This is a genomic window from Bradyrhizobium sp. FW305-F6, from assembly GCF_058782905.1.
Genome location: NZ_JBYSYD010000001.1, coordinates 952,262 through 970,870 on the forward strand (window position 1 = coordinate 952,262; position 18,609 = coordinate 970,870).

Genomic DNA, 18,609 nt, shown 5'->3' on the forward strand with positions numbered 1-18,609 from the left:
GCCTGCGCCTGACGGCGCATCCCGGAATGACGACCCCAATTCGAAGGAGTGAACAAAATGGCCAACCGCCTCAAGGGCAAACGCGCCGTCGTCACGGCGGCTGCGGCCGGCATCGGGCGCGCCTGCGCGATCGCATTCGCGCGTGAAGGCGCAACCGTCATCGCCACCGACATCAACGAAGCCGGCATCGCCGGCCTGAGCAAGGACGGCGTCGCCGAAGTCGCAAAGCTCGACGTCCGCAACACCGCCGACGTCGAAGCTTTTGCCAAGCGCATCGGCAAGATCGACATCCTGCTCAACGCGGCGGGCTTTGTGCACCACGGCACCATCCTGGACTGCTCGGAGGAGGATTTCGATTTCTCGTTCGACCTCAACGTCAAGTCGATGCACCGAACCATCAAGGCGTTCCTGCCCGACATGATCGCCGGCGGCGGCGGCAGCATCGTCAACATCTCGTCCTGCGCGGCCCTGAGGCCGCCGGCCAACCGCTACGTCTACAGCTCGTCGAAGGCGGCGGTGTCGCTGCTCTCGCGTGCGGTCGCGCTCGATTTCATCACCAAGGGCATCCGCTGCAACTCGATCTGCCCCGGCACGGTCGAGACGCCGTCGATGCTCGATCGCGCCGCAGCGCAAGGACCGCAGGGCAAGGAGATGTTCATCTCCCGCCAGAAGATGGGCCGGCTCGGCACCGCCGAGGAGATCGCGGCGATGGCGGTCTATCTCGGCAGCGACGAAAGCGCCTTCACCACCGGCGTCGACCTCGTCGTCGACGGCGGCTACATGCTCTGATTACACTCCTCATCCCGAGGAGACGCGCAAGCGCCGTCTCGAGGGATGGGCCACGGGCTCGATGGCTCGAGACGCGCGCCAAGTGCGCGCTCCTCACCATGAGGGATAGGGAGGATTTCTCGATGAACAAGATCGATCTCAACGGCCGCATCGCCATCGTCACCGGCGGTGCGCAGGGTTTTGGCCGCGCCATCACCGAGCGCTTCGTCGCCTCCGGCGCCAAGGTCGCGATCTGGGATTTCGATGCCGCACTCGCCGAGAAGACCGCAAAAGACATCGGCGGCGAGACCAAAGTGTTCAAGGTCGACGTCACCGACACCTCAGGCGTGGAGCAGGCGCGCGATGCGACGCTGGCCGCGTTCGGCAAGATCGACATCCTCGTCAACAATGCGGGCATTGCCGGCGTCAACAAGCCGGTCTGGGAGACTGACCTCGAGGAATGGCGCAAGGTGCTGCGCATCAACCTCGACGGCCCCTTCATCGTGAGCAAGGCGATCGTGCCTGAAATGCTCAAGCGGAAATACGGGCGGATCGTGAACATCGCCTCGATCGCCGGCAAGGAAGGCAATCCGAACGCGGCGCACTACTCAGCCTCCAAGGCCGGCCTGATCGCGCTCACGAAATCGCTCGGCAAGGAGCTCGCCGGCCACGACATCCTCGTCAACGCGGTGACGCCGGCGGCGGCGAAGACCGCGATCTTCGACCAGATGACGCAGCAGCACATCGATTTCATGCTGTCGAAGATCCCGAAGGGACGCTTCGTGCTCGTCGAAGAGCTCGCCGCAATGGTGAGCTGGCTCGCATCGGAAGATTGCGCCTTCTCGACCGGCGCGGTGTTCGACATCTCGGGCGGACGCGCAACCTATTGAGGACATCATGATCCGGGAGGGTGGCTGCCTGTGCGGCGCGGTGCGGTTCAAGGCGGAGGGCGAGCCGCTCAACGTCCGCGTCTGCCATTGCCGCATCTGCCAGAAGGCGATGGGCTCGCCCTACTTCGCCCGCGCGCAGTTCGACCAGCGTGCGCTGAGCGTCGAGGGCGACACAGGGCGCTATGCATCGTCCGAGAACATCGATCGCGTGTTCTGCAAGCGCTGCGGCACGCGGCTGTTCGCCTGGCGCCGCAACGGGACACTGGCGGGTGTCGCGCTGGCCACTTTCGACGATCGCAACGCCTTCGTCCCGACCGAGCACATCTGGGTGTCGGAAAAGCTCGCCTGGGTGAAGCTCGACGACGGCTTGGTGCAATATCCCGGGACGATCCCGGCGTGAATTTGCGCGACTGCACGACGGCAGGCCGAAGCAATCCATCTGCACCGTGGCATTCCGGAACCGGCCACCCTATGTTGAGCCGAACCGTTGCTGCACCGCCGGTTTGGCTGGGACGGCTGCAAGGCCGCCAGCTAGCGAACCGAAATGGATGAGCTGTGAACATTTCCTTTTATGACCTCTCGGTGTGGGTGCTCCCCCTCGTTCTCGCCATCACCTTCCATGAGGCCGCGCACGCCTTCGTCGCTAACCGGCTCGGCGACAACACCGCCGCACAGCTCGGCCGCGTCAGCTTCAATCCTCTCAGGCATATCGACCCGTTCGGCACCGTCATCCTGCCGGCGATGCTGCTGTTCGCGCATTCGCCGTTCCTGTTCGGCTACGCCAAGCCGGTGCCGGTGAACTTCCGCAAGCTGAACAATCCCAGGCTCGACATGGTCTGGGTGGCGCTGGCCGGCCCCGCCACCAACATCCTGCTGGCGCTCGCCTCCGCCCTCGCCTTCCATGCCCTGCCGCTGGTGCCCGCGAGCGCGGCGAAATGGGTTGCCGACAACCTCAAGAATGCACTCATCATCAACGCGATCCTGGCCGTGTTCAACATGATGCCGATCCCGCCGCTCGACGGCGGGCGCGTCGCGGTCGGGCTGTTGCCGCGGGCAGTCGCCTCGCCGCTGGCCCGGCTCGAGCCGTTCGGTATGTTGATCCTGATCGGCCTCTTGATCCTGCTGCCGCTGGCGGGCTCGCAGTTCGGTCTAAATCTTGATGTTATTTCAGCAATACTGCGGACGTTGACCGGTTATGTGATTCAGGCTGTTCTCTTCCTGACCGGCAATGCGTAGTTGAAACCGGGACACCCGTACACAAGCCGAAGGGCCAGAGGCCGACTTGGTCAAAGCTGCCGATATGCTGATCGCGAGACGCGCCGACACCCGCGCCCGAGCCGATTTTGCCACCTGGAAGATGATGGCCAAGCTCAACGGGGCGTCCGCGCTGCCTCCGGAGGCCCAGGAATTCCTGACCAGCTACAGGAACCTGCTGGCGCAGATGAGCGAAGGCGAGGCCACCGAGGCCACCATCGGTGCCATCTACAAGGCCTATTACGCCGAGATGGGCGGCGGTGGAACGCCGCCCGATGTCCGCCCCCGCCAGGCGGAGCCAGCCGCGGACAATGTTACCGCCTTCCGCCGCCCGCCTCCGAAGCCCAAGACGAGCAGCTTTTTCGGAGGCGGCACAGCCACTGGAACGCAGAAGCGGCCGCTGCCGGTGGCGCTGATCTTTGTCTGCCTGGTCGTGGTCTACGTCGGGATCCGGCTCTACTGGCGTTGAGCCGTCTTCTTCTTTTTCTTCTCTTCGGGTGGCTTGAAGATGATCGGGACGGTGCGCTCGATCCGATCCTCAGTCACCGCCGCAGGCGGCATCGGGAAAGGATCGGATTTGTGGACCATGGAGATTGCGGCAGCGTCGTAGGCCGCGTCTCCGGACGATTCCGCGACGTCGACTGAGATCACGTTCCCCCGTCGATTGAGGGCGAAGCTCACTTTCACCGTCTGATTGCGGGGCTCCTTGCCCTCCGGATTGACCTTGTGAGCCGCAAGATGCGCGCTGACCTTGCGGTTCCAGTCGGCCGTGATCTTCAAGACGTCCTTGCCGATACCAACCACCGGGGCCATCGCCTTGTCAGCCTCGCGCGTTGCGTCCTCGAAAGTCTGCTGCACCTGGTCAACCTGCTTTTGCGCCGCTTCCGCGGCTGGAGTTTCAACGGCAGCCACCTTCGGGTCGTCGTCCTGCTCCTTCTTGGCCTTGTTCTCGCTGACGATACGATCGGGCTCCTCGGCCTCTTGGGGGCGATCCTGCGGAAGCTCCGTCTCCTTTATCTCGGCCTTCTGCTCCGGGAGTTCCGGACGCTCCTCCTGCGCCGTCGAGTCGCTCGGTCCGACCGGCGCGTCGGTTTCATGCGCTTCCGGCGAAGCCATCTCGACCGCGAACTCCGCGCCCGCCGCGCCCAGGCCGTCGCCATCGCCGTCGTCCCGCAGATGCGCCAGCGCGAGCGCAGCACCACCAAGATGAAGCGCGAGCGCCGCGACCGCCGCGAGGATCCAGAGCGTCCGGGATGGCCTGACTTCGTCCGACATCGTGCGTATTCCTAGGGCTGAGCGGCGCCTGCCGCGGGTGCCCCCGGAGCGCCTTCCAGCGCAACCAGCTTCACCCGAGTATAGCCGCCCGAGCGCAGGAGCTCCATGACCCCCATCAACTCGCCGTAAGGCACCGTTCGATCGGCACGCAGGAACACATACTTGTCCTTGCTCAGGTCGGACAGGCCGTCGAGGGTGCCGATCAACTCGGCCCGATGGACCGGGTTCTCTCCGATTGCAAGCGTCAGATCGGGCTTGATGCTGAGATAGGTCGGCTTGTCCGGCTTCTTCTGCGGCGTCGCGCTGGACGTCGGCAGATCGATTGGCAGGTCGACCGTAGAGAGCGGAGCCGCGACCATGAAGATGATCAGCAGCACCAGGATGACGTCGATGAACGGCGTGACGTTGATGTCATGCGTTTCCGAGAAATCGTCGTCTTCGCCGTCATTGTCTGCGAGCGAAACGCCCATGATTCACTCCGCCGCGCGAGAATGCACGCCGCCGTGGCTGCGGTCGAGATCGCGCGAGAGCAGCCGCCCCGCCGCGCCCGAGGCGCGGCTGACGAGCTCGAGATAGCCCTTCGTGACGCGGGAAAAGTGGTTGTAGATGATGACCGCGGGGATCGCGGCGACGAGGCCGATCGCGGTTGCGAGCAGCGCTTCGGCGATGCCGGGCGCGACGACGGCAAGGTTCGTGGTCTGCGACTTCGAGATGCCGATGAAGCTGTTCATGATGCCCCAGACCGTGCCGAACAGGCCGACGAAGGGCGACGTCGAGCCGATCGTCGCGAGCACGCCCATGCCGATCCGGATGCGCCGCTGTTCCGCGCGTACGATCTCCTGGAAGCTCGAGGCCGCGCGCTCCTTGATGCCGGCATCGCTGGACAGGCCGGCGGACATCCGCGCCTCGTGCAGCGCCGCCGCGAGGAAAGACGGCAGGATGCCCTGCTTGGTGCCGAGCGCCATCTGCGCCTCGGCGAGAGAGCGCGCCTCCGCAATCTTCTTCAAGGCAGAACGAAGCTTGCCGGAAGCGACCGACAGCTCGATCGACTTGGCGATGAAGACGGTCCAGGTCATCAGCGATGCGAAGGCCAGCCCGATCATCACCGCTTGCACGATGATGTCCGCCGACATGAACATCATCCAGGGCGACAATTCCTTCATGGCAGGCGCAACGGCGGCCGCCTCGGACTTTGCGGTCGTCGAAACGGTGGCCGCAGGGAGCGCCGTGGGAGCGGCTGGCGTCGAAGCCGAAGGCGCCGGGGCACTGGGCACGGTGGCTGCCGGCGCCGGACCGGCCGTGGCCGGCTGAAGCGCTTGCGCCGGGGCGGGCGCGCTCTGCGTCTGGGCGGAAACAGGAGACGCGAGCCAGGCGACCGCCAGCATAGCGGCGACGGCAAGGCTTGCTCTTGAGGTCGTGGTCTTCATACTTCGGCCCAGTAGCGAATGAGGTTGTGATAGATACCCGTCAATTTGACCGTTTCGGGATCGTCACGCCCGAGCCGTTCCACGAGGGATTGAATCGTGGTGTCGAGGTCAAAGATCATGCTGCGAGCTTGATCGTCCCGTATCATGCTCTGAAGCCAGAAGAAAGACGCAACCCGCGTTCCCCTGGTCACGGGGGTGACGAGATGCAGGCTGGACGAAGGATAGAGCACGCAGTCCCCGGCCGGCAACTTGACCTCGTGCGAGCCATAGGTGTCCTCGATCACAAGTTCGCCACCGTCGTACTCCTCCGGTTCGGCGAGGAACAGCGTGATCGACAGGTCTGTGCGGATGCGAAGGCCGGTCAGGCGATCGCCGCGGATCGCATTGTCGACGTGCAGGCCGAAATGATGGCCGCTGCTCGCCGCATAGCGGTTGAACAGCGGCGGGAAGATTTGAAGCGGGATCGCCGCCGCAATGAAACGCGGGTTCGAGGTCAGCGCCGAGATGACGCGGTTGCCCAGCTTGCGTGCGACCTCACCGTCCGCAGGCAATTGCTCGTTGCGCTTGACCATGGCCGACTGCGCGCCCGCGGTCGAACGGCCGTCTTCCCATTCACTGGCATCCATGATGCGGCGGAAATCCGCCACATCGTCCTTGCTCAGAATGCCCGGCAGGCATGTCAACATGATCAGAACTTCGCCGTCGTCACGACGTAGAAGGCACGCCCCGGCGCGACCGCCACGAACGGGACATTGCTGCGATAGAACGAGTCGTAATACAGCTTGTTGGTCAGGTTCTGCGCGTAGAACTTCATGGTCCAGTTCTGGTCGATCTTTTTCTCGACGAACGCATCGAAGCGCCAGTAGCTCGGCAGCTCGTTGGTGTTGGCCGCGAACGTGCCGCCATAGACCTTCGAGCGGTAGACCGCCTGGCCGCCGAGCTCCCAACCGCCATCGAACTTGTACTTGGTCAGCATGCTGAACGACTGGTGAGCGATATTGGCAAGCTGGAGGCCTATGTTGGCCGGGATGTTGCTCTGCGTGACCTTGGACTGCATCAGCACCAGCCCGCCGAAGATGCTCCAGCGGTCGGTGATCTTGCCTTCCGCCTCGATGTCGATGCCCTGAATGCGATAGGCCGCGTTCGAGGTGAGCCTGCCCGTGGCGTCGTTCTCGCGCGCATTGTCCTTCGTCGTCTGAAACAATGCGCCGGTGACCAGGAGATGGCGATCTGCCAGTTCCCACTTGGTGCCGACTTCGATCGCCTTGTTGCGCTCGGGCCCGAGCAGGATGGTCGCGTTGGGGGGAACGCCGCCGTATTCGGTACCGGTCGCATCCAGCTCCGACCCGAACGGATTGGCCGATGTCGCATAGGCTGCATAGACGCTGCCAATCGGCATCGGCTTGTAGACCACCCCGACGTTGTAGTTCACGAGATCGGAGTTCTGCTTCAGATAGTTCGGACTATTGTTCGAGGCACTCTGGCTGTAGCCGTCGTAGCGCACGCCGCCGTTGACGATGACCGTGTCCTGCCAGTTCGCGGTGTCCATGACATACACGCTGGTCGTGTTGACGCCATAACGCGTCGGATTTCCTTGCAGGGACGGCGTACCAAAGGGAATATTGGTGTATTGCGGGGCGTAGAGATTGACCCCCGTCACCGCGCCATTGCTGGTAAACGGCGAGCCGGACAGTTCGGAGGCAAGGCCGGCATAGCGATCGATCGAGATATTCTCGTTCGAATATTCGACGCCGAACACCGCGGTGTGCTTGACCCCGCCGGTGTTGAGCTTGAACGTGGCCTCGTTCTGGTTGGCCCAGACGTCGACGTTCTGGTAGCGGCTCTGCGCGCTCGCCGTCGTGGTCCAGAGCAGCGGATTTGAGCTGGTCGTATTCGGATTCTGCGGCAGCGTGCCGATGTAGTTGAGCAGCGAGTGCTCGCCGCGCACCTTGCTGGTCAGCGTAATGGCTTCATTGACCTTGTACTCGATGGTGCCGGTGCCGAAATCCTGCCGCGCGGTCTGGAAGTCGCGGTTCAGGAAGCCGTACCAGTTCCCGCGCGGAATCCCCGCCGAGGTCACCGGCACGTTGCCCTGCTTGTAATACGGCACGCCGAAATCGGGATAGCCGCTGAGATCGGTATGGACGTAGTTCGTCGTGATCTTGATGTCGCTGGTCGGGGTGTACTTGGTCGAGATGAAGCTGCCCCAGCGATTGTCGGTGACGAAGTTGCGTCCGGCGACGTTGGCGTCCTGGAACAGGCCGCCCGCGCGTACCGAGAAGGTCGGATCGATCACCTGGTTCACGTCCAGCGTGACGCGCTTGGTCTGGTCGGTGCCGAACTCGCTGTCCATGCGCTTGAAATTGACGTCGCCGGCCTGCTTGGTGACGATGTTGATGGCGCCGCCGGCGGTGCCGCGGCCCGCGTAGGAAGATGCCGGTCCGCGCAGGATCTCGATCTGCTCGGTGAAGAAGTTCTCGCGGATCGAGACGGCGGGATCGCGGATACCGTCGATGAAGACGTCGTTGCGTGCGTCGAAGCCGCGGATGAAGAAGCGATCGCCGAAAGCGTTGCCGCCCTCGCCCGAGCCGAGCGTCACGCCCGCGGTCGAGCGTCCGATCTCCTTCAACGTCGTCGCGTTCTTGTCCTCGAGCACTTCCTTGCTGAGCACGGTAATGCTCTTGGGCGTGTTCAGCATCTTCTCGGGAAACTTGCCCGAGGCCTGGACGTGATCGACTTTGTAGGGCGCCGCAGGATCGGCATAGGGATTGCCGTCCGGCGCGCCGGACGGGGCGGCTGGAGCCGCCTGCGGCGCCTGTTGGCGCTGCGCGGCCCGGCGCAGCGCGTTGCGGGCACGAACCTGCTCGGGCGACGGCTTCGAAGCCGCCGGACGCGGCCGCTCGACCGGAGCATCGACGGTGACCGGCGGCAGATTCGATTGCTGCGCCTCTGCACCGCTCGACACCGACGCCACCGCGATCAAGCTTGCAACCGCAGAAACTTTCTTGCCGGAAATCCCCGTGAGCTTCTCATCCAATGAATTCAACGCTGCGACCGAACGCAACGATTTCGGTGCGACTACCTGCCCCATTAACAAACGCCCCATCTTCCTGTTCGCTCGCTTCCTTCGAGCGTATGATGAGCGTTGGTATCGGCCGCAAAATAGCGGGTCAATGCGAGCCGCTCGCGAGAACCCTTGAATCAATCCAGATCAAAACGATTCTAAACTGTAGTTTGAAATCGTTCTAATCTTGGATGGGATCTGTTCGAGAGAAACGACGCAAATCGACTGTTGCGCTCTCAGTCGCTGCTCGGCGGCTTCATCAGCGAGAACAATTCGTCGACCGTTTTCTGCGCAACGGCGCGCACGCGATCGGTGTTGTCCATGCCGGCGATGTTGACCCCGTTCACGACGGCTTTGATCTCATCGCGAAAGTCGGTGAGGAAGCGCAAGGGATCGCGCTGCTCGTTGGCGACACGCGCGATCAATCCCGTGATCAGAATCTGACAAGCGATCAGCTTGCCGTTCAGCTCGTCCATCCTGCGCTCCATTCATGGCGGCGCCGATATGGACGATGCCGAAATCCCTGACAACCGAAACGGCCAACATCCGACTTAGAACCGTTCTTGCGGTCGATCCGCACCATAGCTTCGGGCGGAGACGCTCTTCGAGCAGACGCTGCGCTAACGTGGGGGGCTCCCGGCCTGAAGCATCCCCTAGCACACAGACGCGCCAGAGCGCTGCCCAACGAGTGCAAAGCTTTCCAATTGTTTAGGATTTTCGACCGATAGTGCTGTTTACACCGAAACTTGGCGTGTAATATACATCACGCTGGAACCCTGCGATTGCCCATCAATTCATAGCTGAGGGCACGAGCCCAGACGAGACGACATGACAATGTCCCGGCCGATCCTCTGGATTGTGATCATCGCGGCCGCGGCGTCCGCGGGTTACTATGGTTGGCAGAATTTCGGCTCCGAGGCTGGAAAATCCCAGACCGCACAAAAAGGCCCGCCTCGCCCGGCCGCCGTGCCCGTCAGCGTTGCACCGGTCCAAAAGACCGACTTTCCAGTCTACCTGACCGGCCTGGGCACGGTCCAGGGCTTCAACACCGTCCAGGTCCGCAGCCGGGTCGATGGCCAGATCATCAAGCTCGAGTTCAAGGAGGGCCAGATCGTCAAACAGGGCGACCTCCTGGTCTCGATCGACCCCCGTCCCTATCAAGCCGCGCTCGACCAGGCGAAGGCCAAGAAGGTGCAGGATGAGGCCAGCCTCGCCAACGCCAACCTGGAACTTCAGCGCGCCACGAAGCTCGGCGAATTCGCGACGGCACAGCGGGTGGATACCCAGCGCTCGACCGTCGCCCAACTCACCGCGCAGATCGCCGCCGACGAGGCCGCAATCGCCAACGCGCAGACCCAGCTCGACTACACCCAGATCAGGACGCCGATCACAGGCGTCGCCGGCCTGCGTCAGGTCGACATCGGCAACATCGTCAACGCCTCTTCGCAGACCGGCATCGTCACGATCTCGCAAGTGGAGCCGATCTCGGTCATCTTCACGGCACCGGAAGAGCAGCTTCCCTACATCAGCGAGGGCCACAAAGCCGGCGCGCTCAAGGTGATCGCTTTCACCACCGACGGCAAGACGACGCTGGCCGAGGGCAAGCTTGCGGTCATCAACAACCAGGTCGACACGAGCAGCGGGACGATCCGGCTCAAGGCGGTGTTCGACAACAAGGACCACACGCTGTGGCCGGGTCAATCGGTCTCGACACGGCTTCTGGTGCGGACGCTGAAGGATGCGACCGTGGTACCGGATGATGCGGTCCAGCATTCCACCAACGGTCTCTACGCCTATACGGTCAATCAGGATAACAAGGCCGAGGTGCACAAGGTCAAGGTCCGCTATGCCATCGACGGACGTTCGGTCATCGAGGAAGGCCTGAGCCCCGGCCAGCAGGTGATCGTCGGCGGTCAGTTCAAGGTCCAGCCCGGAAGCCTGGTGTCGACGGCGGTAGCAAGCTCGGGTCCGGCCCAGAACAAGGTTCGACAGGAATGATCGGGGGCGGGATTTCGGCACCTTTCATCCGTTATCCCATCGGCACCTCGCTGCTGATGGCCGGCATTCTCTTCGTCGGCCTCGTCGCCTACCCCCTGCTTCCGGTCGCGCCCCTGCCGCAGGTGGACTTTCCGACCATCCAGATCACCGCCAATTTGCCGGGCGGCAGCCCCGAGACGATGGCTTCCTCGGTGGCGCAACCGCTCGAGCGGCAATTCGCCCAGATCCCGGGCATCGCGCAGATGACCTCGACGAGCTATCTGGGCACGGCGTCGATCACCATTCAGTTCGACCTCAACCGCAACATCGACGGTGCCGCCAACGACGTGCAGGGCGCCATCAACGCTGCCAGCGGCCAGCTGCCGAAAAACCTCCCTTCGCCCCCGACCTATCGCAAGGTCAACCCCGCCGACGCACCGATCCTGCTCCTGTCGGCGACGTCGGATACTCTGCCGCTGACCAGCGTCAGCGACGCGGTGGACGCCCAGCTCGCCCAGCAAATCAGTCAGCTCTCGGGCGTCGCCCAGGTCTTCATCGGCGGCCAGCAGAAGCCCGCCATCCGTATCCAGGTCGACCCGGCGAAACTCGTCTCAAAGGGCCTGTCGCTGGAGGATGTGCGCAGCCAGATCGCGATCACCACCGTCGACAGCCCCAAGGGCAACATCGACGGCGAAAGGCGCGCCTACACCATCTACGCCAACGACCAGCTGACCCAGTCCAAGGACTGGAACGACGTCATCATCGCCTATCGCAACGGCGGTCCCCTGCGGATTCGCGATATCGGGCGAGCGGTCAGCGCCGCCGAAGATTCCAAGCAGGCGGCCTGGGCCAATGGCAAGCGCGGCGTGTTCCTGGTGATCTTCAAGCAGCCGGGCGCGAACGTGATCGAGACCGTGGACCGGATCAAGGCGACCCTGCCCCGCCTCGTTGCCGCGATCCCGCCCGCGATCAAGATCGAGCTCATCAGCGACCGCACCGCGACCATCCGCGCTGCGGTCGAGGACGTCCAGTTCACGCTGCTTCTGACCATCGCGCTCGTGGTCATGGTGATCTTCATATTCCTGCGCAGCTTTTGGGCAACGGTCATCCCCGCGGTGACGGTGCCATTGGCGCTCCTGGGCGCGTGCGCCATGATGTGGCCGGTCGGATACTCGCTCGACAATTTGTCGCTGATGGCACTCACCATTGCGGTCGGTTTCGTGGTCGACGACGCCATCGTGATGCTCGAGAACATCACCCGCTACATCGAGGAAGGCGACTCGCCGATGGAGGCGGCCTTCAAGGGCTCCAAGGAAATCGGCTTCACCATCGTCTCGATCAGCATCTCGCTGGTCGCGGTGCTGATCCCGTTGTTGCTGATGGGCGGCATCATCGGGCGGCTGTTCCGTGAATTCGCGGTCGTGCTGGCGATGACCATCTTCGTCTCGATGTTCGTGTCGCTGACGCTGACGCCGATGATGGCTTCGCGCTTCCTGCGCGCGCACGGTGAGGTGACCCACGGCAGGTTCTATCAATGGAGCGAACGCGCCTTCGACCGATTGCTGCGCGGCTATGAATATGTTCTCGACCTCGCCCTCGCCTGGCGCCGCACCACGCTTGCGATCTTCTTTGCCACGCTGGCACTGTCAATCTACCTCTTCGTCCTGATTCCGAAGGGTTTCTTCCCGCAGCAGGACGTCGGCCTGATCACCGCCACGTCGGAAGCCTCGCAGGATATATCGTTCAAGGAGATGAGCCGGCGCCAGGAAGAGCTCGGCAAGATCATCCTCGCCGATCCCGACGTGGCCAGCGTTGCCATGTCGATCGGCGGCAGCGGCCGTGCCGGCAACAACGGCAACCTGTTCATTACGCTGAAGCCGCGCAACGAGCGTGAGGCCTCGGCACAGCAGATCATCGCGCGGCTGCGCCCGCAGTTCGACAAGGTCGAGGGCGCCCGCCTCTACATGCAGGCGGCCCAGGACGTCCGGCTCGGCGGCCGGCCGACGCGCACCCAGTTCGAATTCACGCTGCAGGACGCCAATCTGGACGAGCTGAACGAATGGGCGCCCAAGATCCTCGCCAAGATGCAGACGCTGCCGCAACTGCGCGACGTCGCGACCGACCAGCAGACGCAGGGCACCACGGTCCAGCTCAAGATCAACCGCGACACGGCCTCGCGCTACGGCATCCAGCCCCAGCTGATCGACGACACCCTCTATGATGCCTTCGGACAGCGGCAGGTCACGCAGTACTTCACCCAGCTCAACACCTACAAGGTGATCCTCGAAGTCCTGCCGGAAATGCAGGGTGATCTCGAGACGCTGAACAAGCTCTATCTGAAATCGCCGCTGACAGGCGACCAGGTGCCGCTCTCGACATTCGCCAGCTGGAGCACGGATCCGGTCCGCCCGCTCTCGATCAGCCACCAAGGCCAGTTCCCCTCGATCACGATCAGCTTCAATCTCGCGCAGGGCGTCGCGCTCGGCCAGGCCACGGAGGCCGTGCAGAAGGCGATGGCCGAGCTCGGCGCTCCGCCGACGCTGAATTCGAGCTTCCAGGGCACCGCGCAGGCGTTCCAGCAGTCGCTCGGCACCGTGCCGCTCTTGATCCTCGCCGCGCTGGTCGTGGTCTATCTGATCCTCGGCATTCTCTACGAGAGCTACATCCATCCGATCACGATCCTGTCGACGCTGCCTTCGGCCGGCGTCGGCGCGCTCGCGATCCTGATGGTGGCCGGATTCGACTTCAGCCTGATCGCACTGATCGGCATCATTCTCCTGATCGGCATCGTCAAGAAGAACGGCATCATGATGGTCGACTTCGCGATTGCCGCTGAACGCGACGAGCACAAGACGCCGGAGGAATCGATCCGCCAGGCCGCGCTGCTGCGCTTCCGCCCGATCATGATGACGACGATGGCGGCGCTGCTCGGCGGCGTTCCCCTGATGCTCGGCCACGGCACCGGCGCCGAGATCCGCCAGCCGCTCGGTTACGCCATGGTCGGCGGCCTGATCGTCAGCCAGGCGTTGACGCTGTTCACCACGCCCGTCGTCTATCTCTATCTCGACAAGCTCAACAACTGGTTCTCCAATTGGGGCCGTTCGGACGACGGTGAAGGCGACGAGGCGTCCGAGCACGGCGGCGTCAAGCAAGCGGCCGAGTAAGCTTGCGCAGCGCCTGCTGCGAGGCTACAGCGAGACCCCGATTTCACGCCAACGCGGTTTCGCCATGCTCATGCAATCCAGACTTGTCGCCCTCGCCGCTGCCGCTCTGCTGTGGACCGGCGCCGCGTCTGCCCAGCAAAGCGCCAAGAAGAACGCAGCGCCCGCCCCTGCCGCGCAGCCCTCGCCGGCGCCGACGCAGCCACAGGCCGACGGTGCTGCCGGGCAGTCGGGTTGGGTCGTCCGCTGCACCAGCGTCAGCCGCGATGCCCCGCTCGAATGCGCGATGGAGCAGAATGCGGTGCTGACCAAGACGGGCCAGACCGTCGTCCTGATCAACATCCGCATTGCGCCGGACACCCGCACGCCGGTTGCGCTGTTGCAATTGCCGCTCGGCATCAACCTTCCCGTCGGGGCCAAGCTGCAGGTTGACGAAGGCAAGACCGTCGATCTCCAGATCCAGACCTGCGAGAACCGCGGCTGCTACGCCTCGGCCCCGGTCTCGCCGGACCTGCTTGCCGCGTTGCGGTCGGGCAAGCAGCTCAAGGTCTCCTTCCAGAACATGGCCAAGGAGACCATCGCGATCCCGATGCCGCTCGGCGATTTCGCTTCCGCCTACGACAAGATCAAGTAACGGACATCCTCAGCTCGCGATGTCGTTCGCTCGAAGCAGCGTCGTGAAGCCGCCATAGATCATGCGCTTGCCGTCGAACGGCATGCCTTCCATTTTCAGCCGGGGATCGGCCATCACCTTCTTGTTGATGGCATCGCGACTCTCCCGGTCCCGGTAGACGATCCAGGCGAACACCACGACCTCGTCCTCCTTCGCCATCACAGCGCGCGGAAACGAGGTGAGCTCTCCATAGGGAACGTCGTCACCGATGCATTCGACATAGTCGAGCGCGCCGTGCTCCATCCAGATGGCGCAGGCGGTCGTCGCCATCGCCTTGTAGGCCTCGGTATTGGCCTTCGGCACGGCGAGAACGAAACCATCGACATAGGGCATTTGCAGATCTCCTTGGGTTGTCCAGCCCAAGGACGATGGAGCAGGCGGCGATCCGACTCGGACAAACGAATACCAGGTGAGGCAAACCGCCGCGCGTGGTGAGATGTGACGGGGCTTTCTCGATGCGGGCAGCCTGTGAAACCGCGCCTGTGCTCGACCGTTGCCGGCGCCTGGAGCTCAATCCCGCCTGTCGCTGACGATTGGCGGGACGATCTTGTCGGCCCGGGCGCGTTGGATCGCGCATTCGCGAACGAAAAAGTCGATCAGCGCACGGACCGAGGGGAGAAGTCCCCGGCGCGACGGGAATACGGCGTGCACGATGCCCGAACGGGGCCTCCAGTCAGGAAGGACGTGGACGAGGCGTCCCGCCTTGATGTCGTCGGCGACAAAGATGGTCGGGAGTTGCACAGCCCCTGCGCCGGCAATCGCGGCATCGCGGAGGACTGACATGTCGTCGGTGATCAGGCGCGGCGTATGCGGCACCAAGGTCGCTAGGCCATCTGCATGGCGCAGGTCCCAGGCATGGACCCGATCCGGTCGCTCCTGGTCGAGGCTGGGAAGGCCGTGGAGATCCGCCGGCGATTTTATTGCGCCGTGGATGAGTGAGGATGCAGCCACGAGACACTGGCTGCTTTCATCGAGCCAGCGCATCACGAGATCGCTGGTCTCAAGCGGCGGAAATCGCACACGAATCGCGAGGTCGAATCCTTCGGCGATCACATCGACGCGGCGGTTCGTGCTCTCCAGCCGCACCTGCACGCCGCGCTGGCGCATCATGAAGCGCGCGATCAGTTCGCCGAACTGGAAGGAGAGCAGGCCGCTCGGGCAACTCATGCGCACCACGCCGCGCGGCTCCGCCTGCACCGCGGCGACAATCTGCTCGGCCGCCTCGGCTTCGACGATCATCGCAACGCAGCGTTCATAGAAGTCCTGCCCGATGTCGGTCACCGAGAAGCGACGCGACGAGCGATTGAGGAGGCGAACGCCAAGCCGCTCCTCAAGCAGAAGGATACGGCGGCTCAGTTTCGATTTCTGAATTCCGAGGGCACGGCCCGCCGGTGCGAAGCCCCCATGCTCGACGACGGAAGCGAAATAGTAGAGGTCATTGAAGTCTCGCATCGTCCTAAGTATAGGACGCTGCGTCGCGTATGGCAATCTTTGAGTTACATCGTCGCGCCTTTACCTCCTTTCTCGGCGAAGCGACGCGGCTCGACCGCGTCAGGAGGACAACATGGCCAAGACGGTACTAGGCCGGTACGGCAATGACCGGCAGCATTGGGTCGGCGACGGTTTTCCGGTGCGCTCGCTCTTTTCGTACAACACGCTCGGCGCGCATATCAGCCCGTTCCTCCTGCTCGACTATGCGGGACCGTATACTTTCGCGCCGACCATGCATCGGCGCGGCGTGAGCGAGCATCCCCATCGCGGCTTCGAAACCGTCACCATCGTTTACGAAGGCGAGGTCGAGCACCGTGATTCTGCCGGCAATGGCGGGGTGATCGGGCCCGGCGATGTGCAATGGATGACGGCTGCGGGCGGCATTCTCCATGAGGAATATCACTCGGCGGGCTTTGCCAAAGCGGGTGGACCGCTCCGCATGGTGCAGCTCTGGGTCAACCTGCCGGCCAAGGACAAGATGGCACCGGGCGGGTATCAGGGCATCGCGAAGGCGGACATTCCCATCGTCTCGCTCCCGCATGGTGCGGGGAAGGCGCGAGTCATCGCCGGCGCGTATCGCGGCATCAATGGACCGGCCCGCACCTTCACGCCGATCAATGTGTGGGACCTGAGCCTGAAGGCCGATTCGGACCTCACGCTCGACCTGCCAGAGGGGCATACCGCGATGATCGTGGTGTTGACCGGGCATGTCAGGGTTGGCCGCAGCCTGGACGCGGGGGCGGCGGAAATGGTGCTGCTCGACCGCAAGGGCAGCGATGTCGCCATTCATGCGAACGGAGAGGCGAAGCTGCTGGTCCTCACCGGCGATCCGATCGACGAGCCGATCGTGGGTCACGGGCCATTCGTCATGAACAGCGAGGCGGAGATCCGCCAAGCCATCGACGACCTCAACAGCGGGCGCTTCGTCACCGCCGCGGCGTGACTGGGGGCCGAACTCACGCGTGGGTCCGGCCCCTTTTCCTTGCGGAAGGGTGTGCGCTCACCCGTCCGCGCGATCCCGGGCTCCGGCCCATTCCCAGCGCAGAACTCCGACCGACAAAGAGAGAGCCCAGCAATGAGCAGTGAACCGATCCGCAATCCGCAAACCGACCATCTTCTGACGCCGCAGAACGCGGCATTCATCATCATCGACTATCAGCCGATTCAGGTGTCCTCGATCCGCTCTATTCCGCGCGACGAGCTGGTGTTCAACATCGTGAGCACCGCCAAGGCGGCCGTGCATTACAAGCTTCCAATCGTCCATTCGACGGTCAATGTTGCAACCGGCCGCAACAAGCCCCCCATTCAAGAGCTGCAGGCCGTCCTTGGGCACCTGCCGACATACGACCGGACCTCGATCAACAGCTGGGAGGACACCGCGTTCAAGCAGGCGGTGAAGGCGATTGGCCGCCGCAAGCTGATCATGACCGCGCTCTGGACCGAAGCCTGCCTGACGTTCCCGGCGCTGGACGCGATCCAGGAGGGCTATGAGGTCTATGTGCCGGTCGACGCGGTCGGCGGGACGTCGCTGGCCGCGCATGAGGCGGCGTTGCGCCGCATCGAGCAGGCCGGTGCCAAGCTGATCAGCCGGGTGCAGATTTATTGCGAGCTCCAGCGCGACTGGGCGCGCGAAGCGACCGTCCCGGGATTCATGGGCGTCTTCGAAAGCTTCGACGGTTTCAACCCCGAGAAAGCTGCGGGAGCAGTTCGATAACAAGCTTCGACCAAGGAGCTTCGCCCTCAAGGGCCCGTGTCGCAGAGAGACACGGGCCGAGCCTGGACGGGACCAGATGAGCCGCCCCGCCCATACGAGGCGGAGCATATCGGGCGCCTGATATGAGCCGGTGCTCAAAGTTCGAAGATGAAAGAAAAGGACAACGATGATCAATCTGGACGGGAAGCGTGCCTTAGTGACTGGCGGGGCGCGGGGGATCGGAGCCGCAATTGCCTTGGCGCTGGCTGAGAACGGCGCACACGTGGCGTTCACCTATCTGCGTTCGGTCGAACAAGCCAACGCGGTGGTTAAGTCCGTGGAGGCGACAGGACGGCGCTCGGTCGCAATCCAGGCCGACAGCGCGGACCCGGGTGCCATCGTACGCTCCGTGCAAGAAGCCGTCTCGGGGCTCGGCGGACTCGACATCCTCGTCAACAATGCGGCGATCGGTCGGTACGGACTGATCGCTGATCTTGACGTGGCCGAATACCAGACTCTGATGGACGTCAACGTGCGAGCGCCAGTTCTGTTCGCCAAGGCTGTCATTCCCCATCTTTCTGCAGGAGGTCGCATCATCTCGATCGGATCGGGTCTCGGCGAGCGCGTCCCATTTCCCGGAGTGACCGCCTATGCGATGTCCAAGGCTGCCTTGATCTCCTTCACGCGCGGCTTGTCGCGTGAACTTGGCTCTAGGGGCATCACCGTGAATCTTGTCCAGCCCGGATCGGTAGACACGGATGCCAATCCGGCGGACGGGCCGACTTCCGCTGTCCAGAGGAGTCTTACATCGCTCGGCCGATTCGCTGAGCCGCGCGAAATCGCGAATGCTGTGGTCTTTCTGGCCAGCCCTGCGGCAAGCGTGATCACTGGCGCCACCCTGACCACTGATGCGGGCGCAATCGCGTAAGGGTGGTC

General features: G+C 63.5%; 19 protein-coding genes. 11 read left to right on the plus strand and 8 right to left on the minus strand.

What is annotated here, in order from left to right:
* The first annotated feature begins 57 nt into the window (after positions 1 to 57).
* The 5 genes from AC3WLX_RS04670 (at position 58) to AC3WLX_RS04690 (ending at position 3,381) form a co-directional block, all read left to right on the plus strand.
* On the plus strand, positions 58 to 789 hold the full coding sequence (locus AC3WLX_RS04670) for an SDR family oxidoreductase (protein ID WP_492334873.1): 732 nt from the start codon (positions 58 to 60) through the stop codon (positions 787 to 789).
* 122 nt (positions 790 to 911) lie between these two features.
* The gene (locus tag AC3WLX_RS04675; protein WP_291625394.1) at positions 912 to 1,658 is read left to right on the plus strand and encodes an SDR family NAD(P)-dependent oxidoreductase; all 747 of its coding nucleotides are present in this window, start codon (positions 912 to 914) and stop codon (positions 1,656 to 1,658) included.
* A 7-nt stretch (positions 1,659 to 1,665) separates the two neighbouring features.
* Positions 1,666 to 2,058, plus strand: coding sequence for a GFA family protein (locus tag AC3WLX_RS04680; RefSeq protein ID WP_492334874.1), 393 nt, complete (start codon positions 1,666 to 1,668; stop codon positions 2,056 to 2,058).
* A 155-nt stretch (positions 2,059 to 2,213) separates the two neighbouring features.
* Positions 2,214 to 2,894: a site-2 protease family protein gene (locus AC3WLX_RS04685; protein WP_492334875.1), complete on the plus strand. Its 681-nt coding sequence runs from the start codon at positions 2,214 to 2,216 to the stop codon at positions 2,892 to 2,894.
* Between the two features lie 64 nt (positions 2,895 to 2,958).
* Positions 2,959 to 3,381 (plus strand): hypothetical protein, encoded by a 423-nt coding sequence (locus tag AC3WLX_RS04690; RefSeq protein WP_291625398.1) that lies wholly within the window; start codon positions 2,959 to 2,961, stop codon positions 3,379 to 3,381.
* On the opposite strand, the gene AC3WLX_RS04695 is transcribed toward AC3WLX_RS04690, so the two are convergent.
* The 6 genes from AC3WLX_RS04695 to AC3WLX_RS04720 form a co-directional block, all read right to left on the minus strand.
* On the minus strand, positions 3,369 to 4,187 hold the full coding sequence (locus AC3WLX_RS04695) for an energy transducer TonB family protein (RefSeq protein ID WP_492334876.1): 819 nt from the start codon (positions 4,185 to 4,187) through the stop codon (positions 3,369 to 3,371). The two genes, AC3WLX_RS04690 and AC3WLX_RS04695, sit on opposite strands and share 13 nt — an antisense overlap.
* Positions 4,188 to 4,198: 11 nt before the next feature.
* The gene (exbD, locus tag AC3WLX_RS04700) at positions 4,199 to 4,657 is read right to left on the minus strand and encodes a TonB system transport protein ExbD (protein ID WP_291625387.1); all 459 of its coding nucleotides are present in this window, start codon (positions 4,655 to 4,657) and stop codon (positions 4,199 to 4,201) included.
* Positions 4,658 to 4,660: 3 nt separating this feature from the next.
* Positions 4,661 to 5,614: a tonB-system energizer ExbB gene (gene exbB / locus AC3WLX_RS04705; RefSeq protein WP_492334877.1), complete on the minus strand. Its 954-nt coding sequence runs from the start codon at positions 5,612 to 5,614 to the stop codon at positions 4,661 to 4,663.
* A complete protein-coding gene (locus AC3WLX_RS04710) occupies positions 5,611 to 6,300 on the minus strand; it encodes a Fe2+-dependent dioxygenase (protein WP_492334878.1) in 690 nt (229 codons plus the stop codon). Before AC3WLX_RS04710 ends, exbB begins: the two co-directional genes overlap by 4 nt.
* 2 nt (positions 6,301 to 6,302) lie before the next feature.
* Positions 6,303 to 8,705: a TonB-dependent receptor gene (locus tag AC3WLX_RS04715; protein ID WP_492334879.1), complete on the minus strand. Its 2,403-nt coding sequence runs from the start codon at positions 8,703 to 8,705 to the stop codon at positions 6,303 to 6,305.
* A 209-nt stretch (positions 8,706 to 8,914) separates the two neighbouring features.
* The gene (locus AC3WLX_RS04720; RefSeq protein ID WP_025035676.1) at positions 8,915 to 9,154 is read right to left on the minus strand and encodes a hypothetical protein; all 240 of its coding nucleotides are present in this window, start codon (positions 9,152 to 9,154) and stop codon (positions 8,915 to 8,917) included.
* A gap of 352 nt (positions 9,155 to 9,506) precedes the next feature.
* Between AC3WLX_RS04720 and AC3WLX_RS04725 the strand changes: the two genes are divergently transcribed.
* The 3 genes from AC3WLX_RS04725 (at position 9,507) to AC3WLX_RS04735 (ending at position 14,450) form a co-directional block, all read left to right on the plus strand.
* On the plus strand, positions 9,507 to 10,676 hold the full coding sequence (locus AC3WLX_RS04725) for an efflux RND transporter periplasmic adaptor subunit (RefSeq protein WP_492334880.1): 1,170 nt from the start codon (positions 9,507 to 9,509) through the stop codon (positions 10,674 to 10,676).
* Positions 10,673 to 13,819: a multidrug efflux RND transporter permease subunit gene (locus AC3WLX_RS04730; RefSeq protein WP_492334881.1), complete on the plus strand. Its 3,147-nt coding sequence runs from the start codon at positions 10,673 to 10,675 to the stop codon at positions 13,817 to 13,819. The genes AC3WLX_RS04725 and AC3WLX_RS04730 overlap by 4 nt, the downstream gene beginning before the upstream one ends.
* Before the next feature lie 64 nt (positions 13,820 to 13,883).
* Positions 13,884 to 14,450 (plus strand): invasion associated locus B family protein, encoded by a 567-nt coding sequence (locus tag AC3WLX_RS04735; protein WP_492334882.1) that lies wholly within the window; start codon positions 13,884 to 13,886, stop codon positions 14,448 to 14,450.
* Positions 14,451 to 14,459: 9 nt separating this feature from the next.
* Here the strand turns inward: AC3WLX_RS04735 and AC3WLX_RS04740 are convergent, their stop codons facing one another.
* Both AC3WLX_RS04740 and AC3WLX_RS04745 read right to left on the minus strand, forming a co-directional pair.
* A complete protein-coding gene (locus tag AC3WLX_RS04740) occupies positions 14,460 to 14,822 on the minus strand; it encodes a DUF1428 domain-containing protein (protein ID WP_492334883.1) in 363 nt (120 codons plus the stop codon).
* Between the two features lie 177 nt (positions 14,823 to 14,999).
* On the minus strand, positions 15,000 to 15,941 hold the full coding sequence (locus AC3WLX_RS04745; protein ID WP_492334884.1) for a LysR substrate-binding domain-containing protein: 942 nt from the start codon (positions 15,939 to 15,941) through the stop codon (positions 15,000 to 15,002).
* A gap of 112 nt (positions 15,942 to 16,053) precedes the next feature.
* Here AC3WLX_RS04745 and AC3WLX_RS04750 point away from each other — a divergent pair, with 112 nt between their 5' ends.
* The 3 genes from AC3WLX_RS04750 to AC3WLX_RS04760 all read left to right on the plus strand — a co-directional run bounded on the left by AC3WLX_RS04750 (position 16,054) and on the right by AC3WLX_RS04760 (position 18,601).
* Positions 16,054 to 16,923 carry a pirin family protein gene (locus tag AC3WLX_RS04750; protein ID WP_492334885.1) on the plus strand — a complete coding sequence of 290 codons (870 nt, stop codon included), beginning with the start codon at positions 16,054 to 16,056 and terminating at the stop codon, positions 16,921 to 16,923.
* Positions 16,924 to 17,055: 132 nt separating this feature from the next.
* Positions 17,056 to 17,694: a hydrolase gene (locus AC3WLX_RS04755; RefSeq protein ID WP_492334886.1), complete on the plus strand. Its 639-nt coding sequence runs from the start codon at positions 17,056 to 17,058 to the stop codon at positions 17,692 to 17,694.
* Between the two features lie 166 nt (positions 17,695 to 17,860).
* Positions 17,861 to 18,601 carry an SDR family NAD(P)-dependent oxidoreductase gene (locus AC3WLX_RS04760; RefSeq protein ID WP_492334887.1) on the plus strand — a complete coding sequence of 247 codons (741 nt, stop codon included), beginning with the start codon at positions 17,861 to 17,863 and terminating at the stop codon, positions 18,599 to 18,601.
* The last annotated feature ends 8 nt before the right edge of the window (positions 18,602 to 18,609 follow it).

Coding starts and splice junctions, on each gene's coding strand:
- AC3WLX_RS04690 (WP_291625398.1), top strand. CDS start 2,959: ATGCTGATCGCGAGACGCGCCGACACCCGCGCCCGAGCCGATTTTGCC.
- exbB (WP_492334877.1), bottom strand. CDS start 5,614: ATGAAGACCACGACCTCAAGAGCAAGCCTTGCCGTCGCCGCTATGCTG.
- AC3WLX_RS04750 (WP_492334885.1), top strand. CDS start 16,054: ATGGCCAAGACGGTACTAGGCCGGTACGGCAATGACCGGCAGCATTGG.
- AC3WLX_RS04745 (WP_492334884.1), bottom strand. CDS start 15,941: ATGCGAGACTTCAATGACCTCTACTATTTCGCTTCCGTCGTCGAGCAT.
- AC3WLX_RS04695 (WP_492334876.1), bottom strand. CDS start 4,187: ATGTCGGACGAAGTCAGGCCATCCCGGACGCTCTGGATCCTCGCGGCG.
- AC3WLX_RS04760 (WP_492334887.1), top strand. CDS start 17,861: ATGATCAATCTGGACGGGAAGCGTGCCTTAGTGACTGGCGGGGCGCGG.
- AC3WLX_RS04740 (WP_492334883.1), bottom strand. CDS start 14,822: ATGCCCTATGTCGATGGTTTCGTTCTCGCCGTGCCGAAGGCCAATACC.
- AC3WLX_RS04670 (WP_492334873.1), top strand. CDS start 58: ATGGCCAACCGCCTCAAGGGCAAACGCGCCGTCGTCACGGCGGCTGCG.
- AC3WLX_RS04730 (WP_492334881.1), top strand. CDS start 10,673: ATGATCGGGGGCGGGATTTCGGCACCTTTCATCCGTTATCCCATCGGC.
- AC3WLX_RS04710 (WP_492334878.1), bottom strand. CDS start 6,300: ATGTTGACATGCCTGCCGGGCATTCTGAGCAAGGACGATGTGGCGGAT.
- AC3WLX_RS04675 (WP_291625394.1), top strand. CDS start 912: ATGAACAAGATCGATCTCAACGGCCGCATCGCCATCGTCACCGGCGGT.
- AC3WLX_RS04755 (WP_492334886.1), top strand. CDS start 17,056: ATGAGCAGTGAACCGATCCGCAATCCGCAAACCGACCATCTTCTGACG.
- AC3WLX_RS04680 (WP_492334874.1), top strand. CDS start 1,666: ATGATCCGGGAGGGTGGCTGCCTGTGCGGCGCGGTGCGGTTCAAGGCG.
- AC3WLX_RS04725 (WP_492334880.1), top strand. CDS start 9,507: ATGACAATGTCCCGGCCGATCCTCTGGATTGTGATCATCGCGGCCGCG.
- AC3WLX_RS04735 (WP_492334882.1), top strand. CDS start 13,884: ATGCTCATGCAATCCAGACTTGTCGCCCTCGCCGCTGCCGCTCTGCTG.
- exbD (WP_291625387.1), bottom strand. CDS start 4,657: ATGGGCGTTTCGCTCGCAGACAATGACGGCGAAGACGACGATTTCTCG.
- AC3WLX_RS04720 (WP_025035676.1), bottom strand. CDS start 9,154: ATGGACGAGCTGAACGGCAAGCTGATCGCTTGTCAGATTCTGATCACG.
- AC3WLX_RS04715 (WP_492334879.1), bottom strand. CDS start 8,705: ATGGGGCAGGTAGTCGCACCGAAATCGTTGCGTTCGGTCGCAGCGTTG.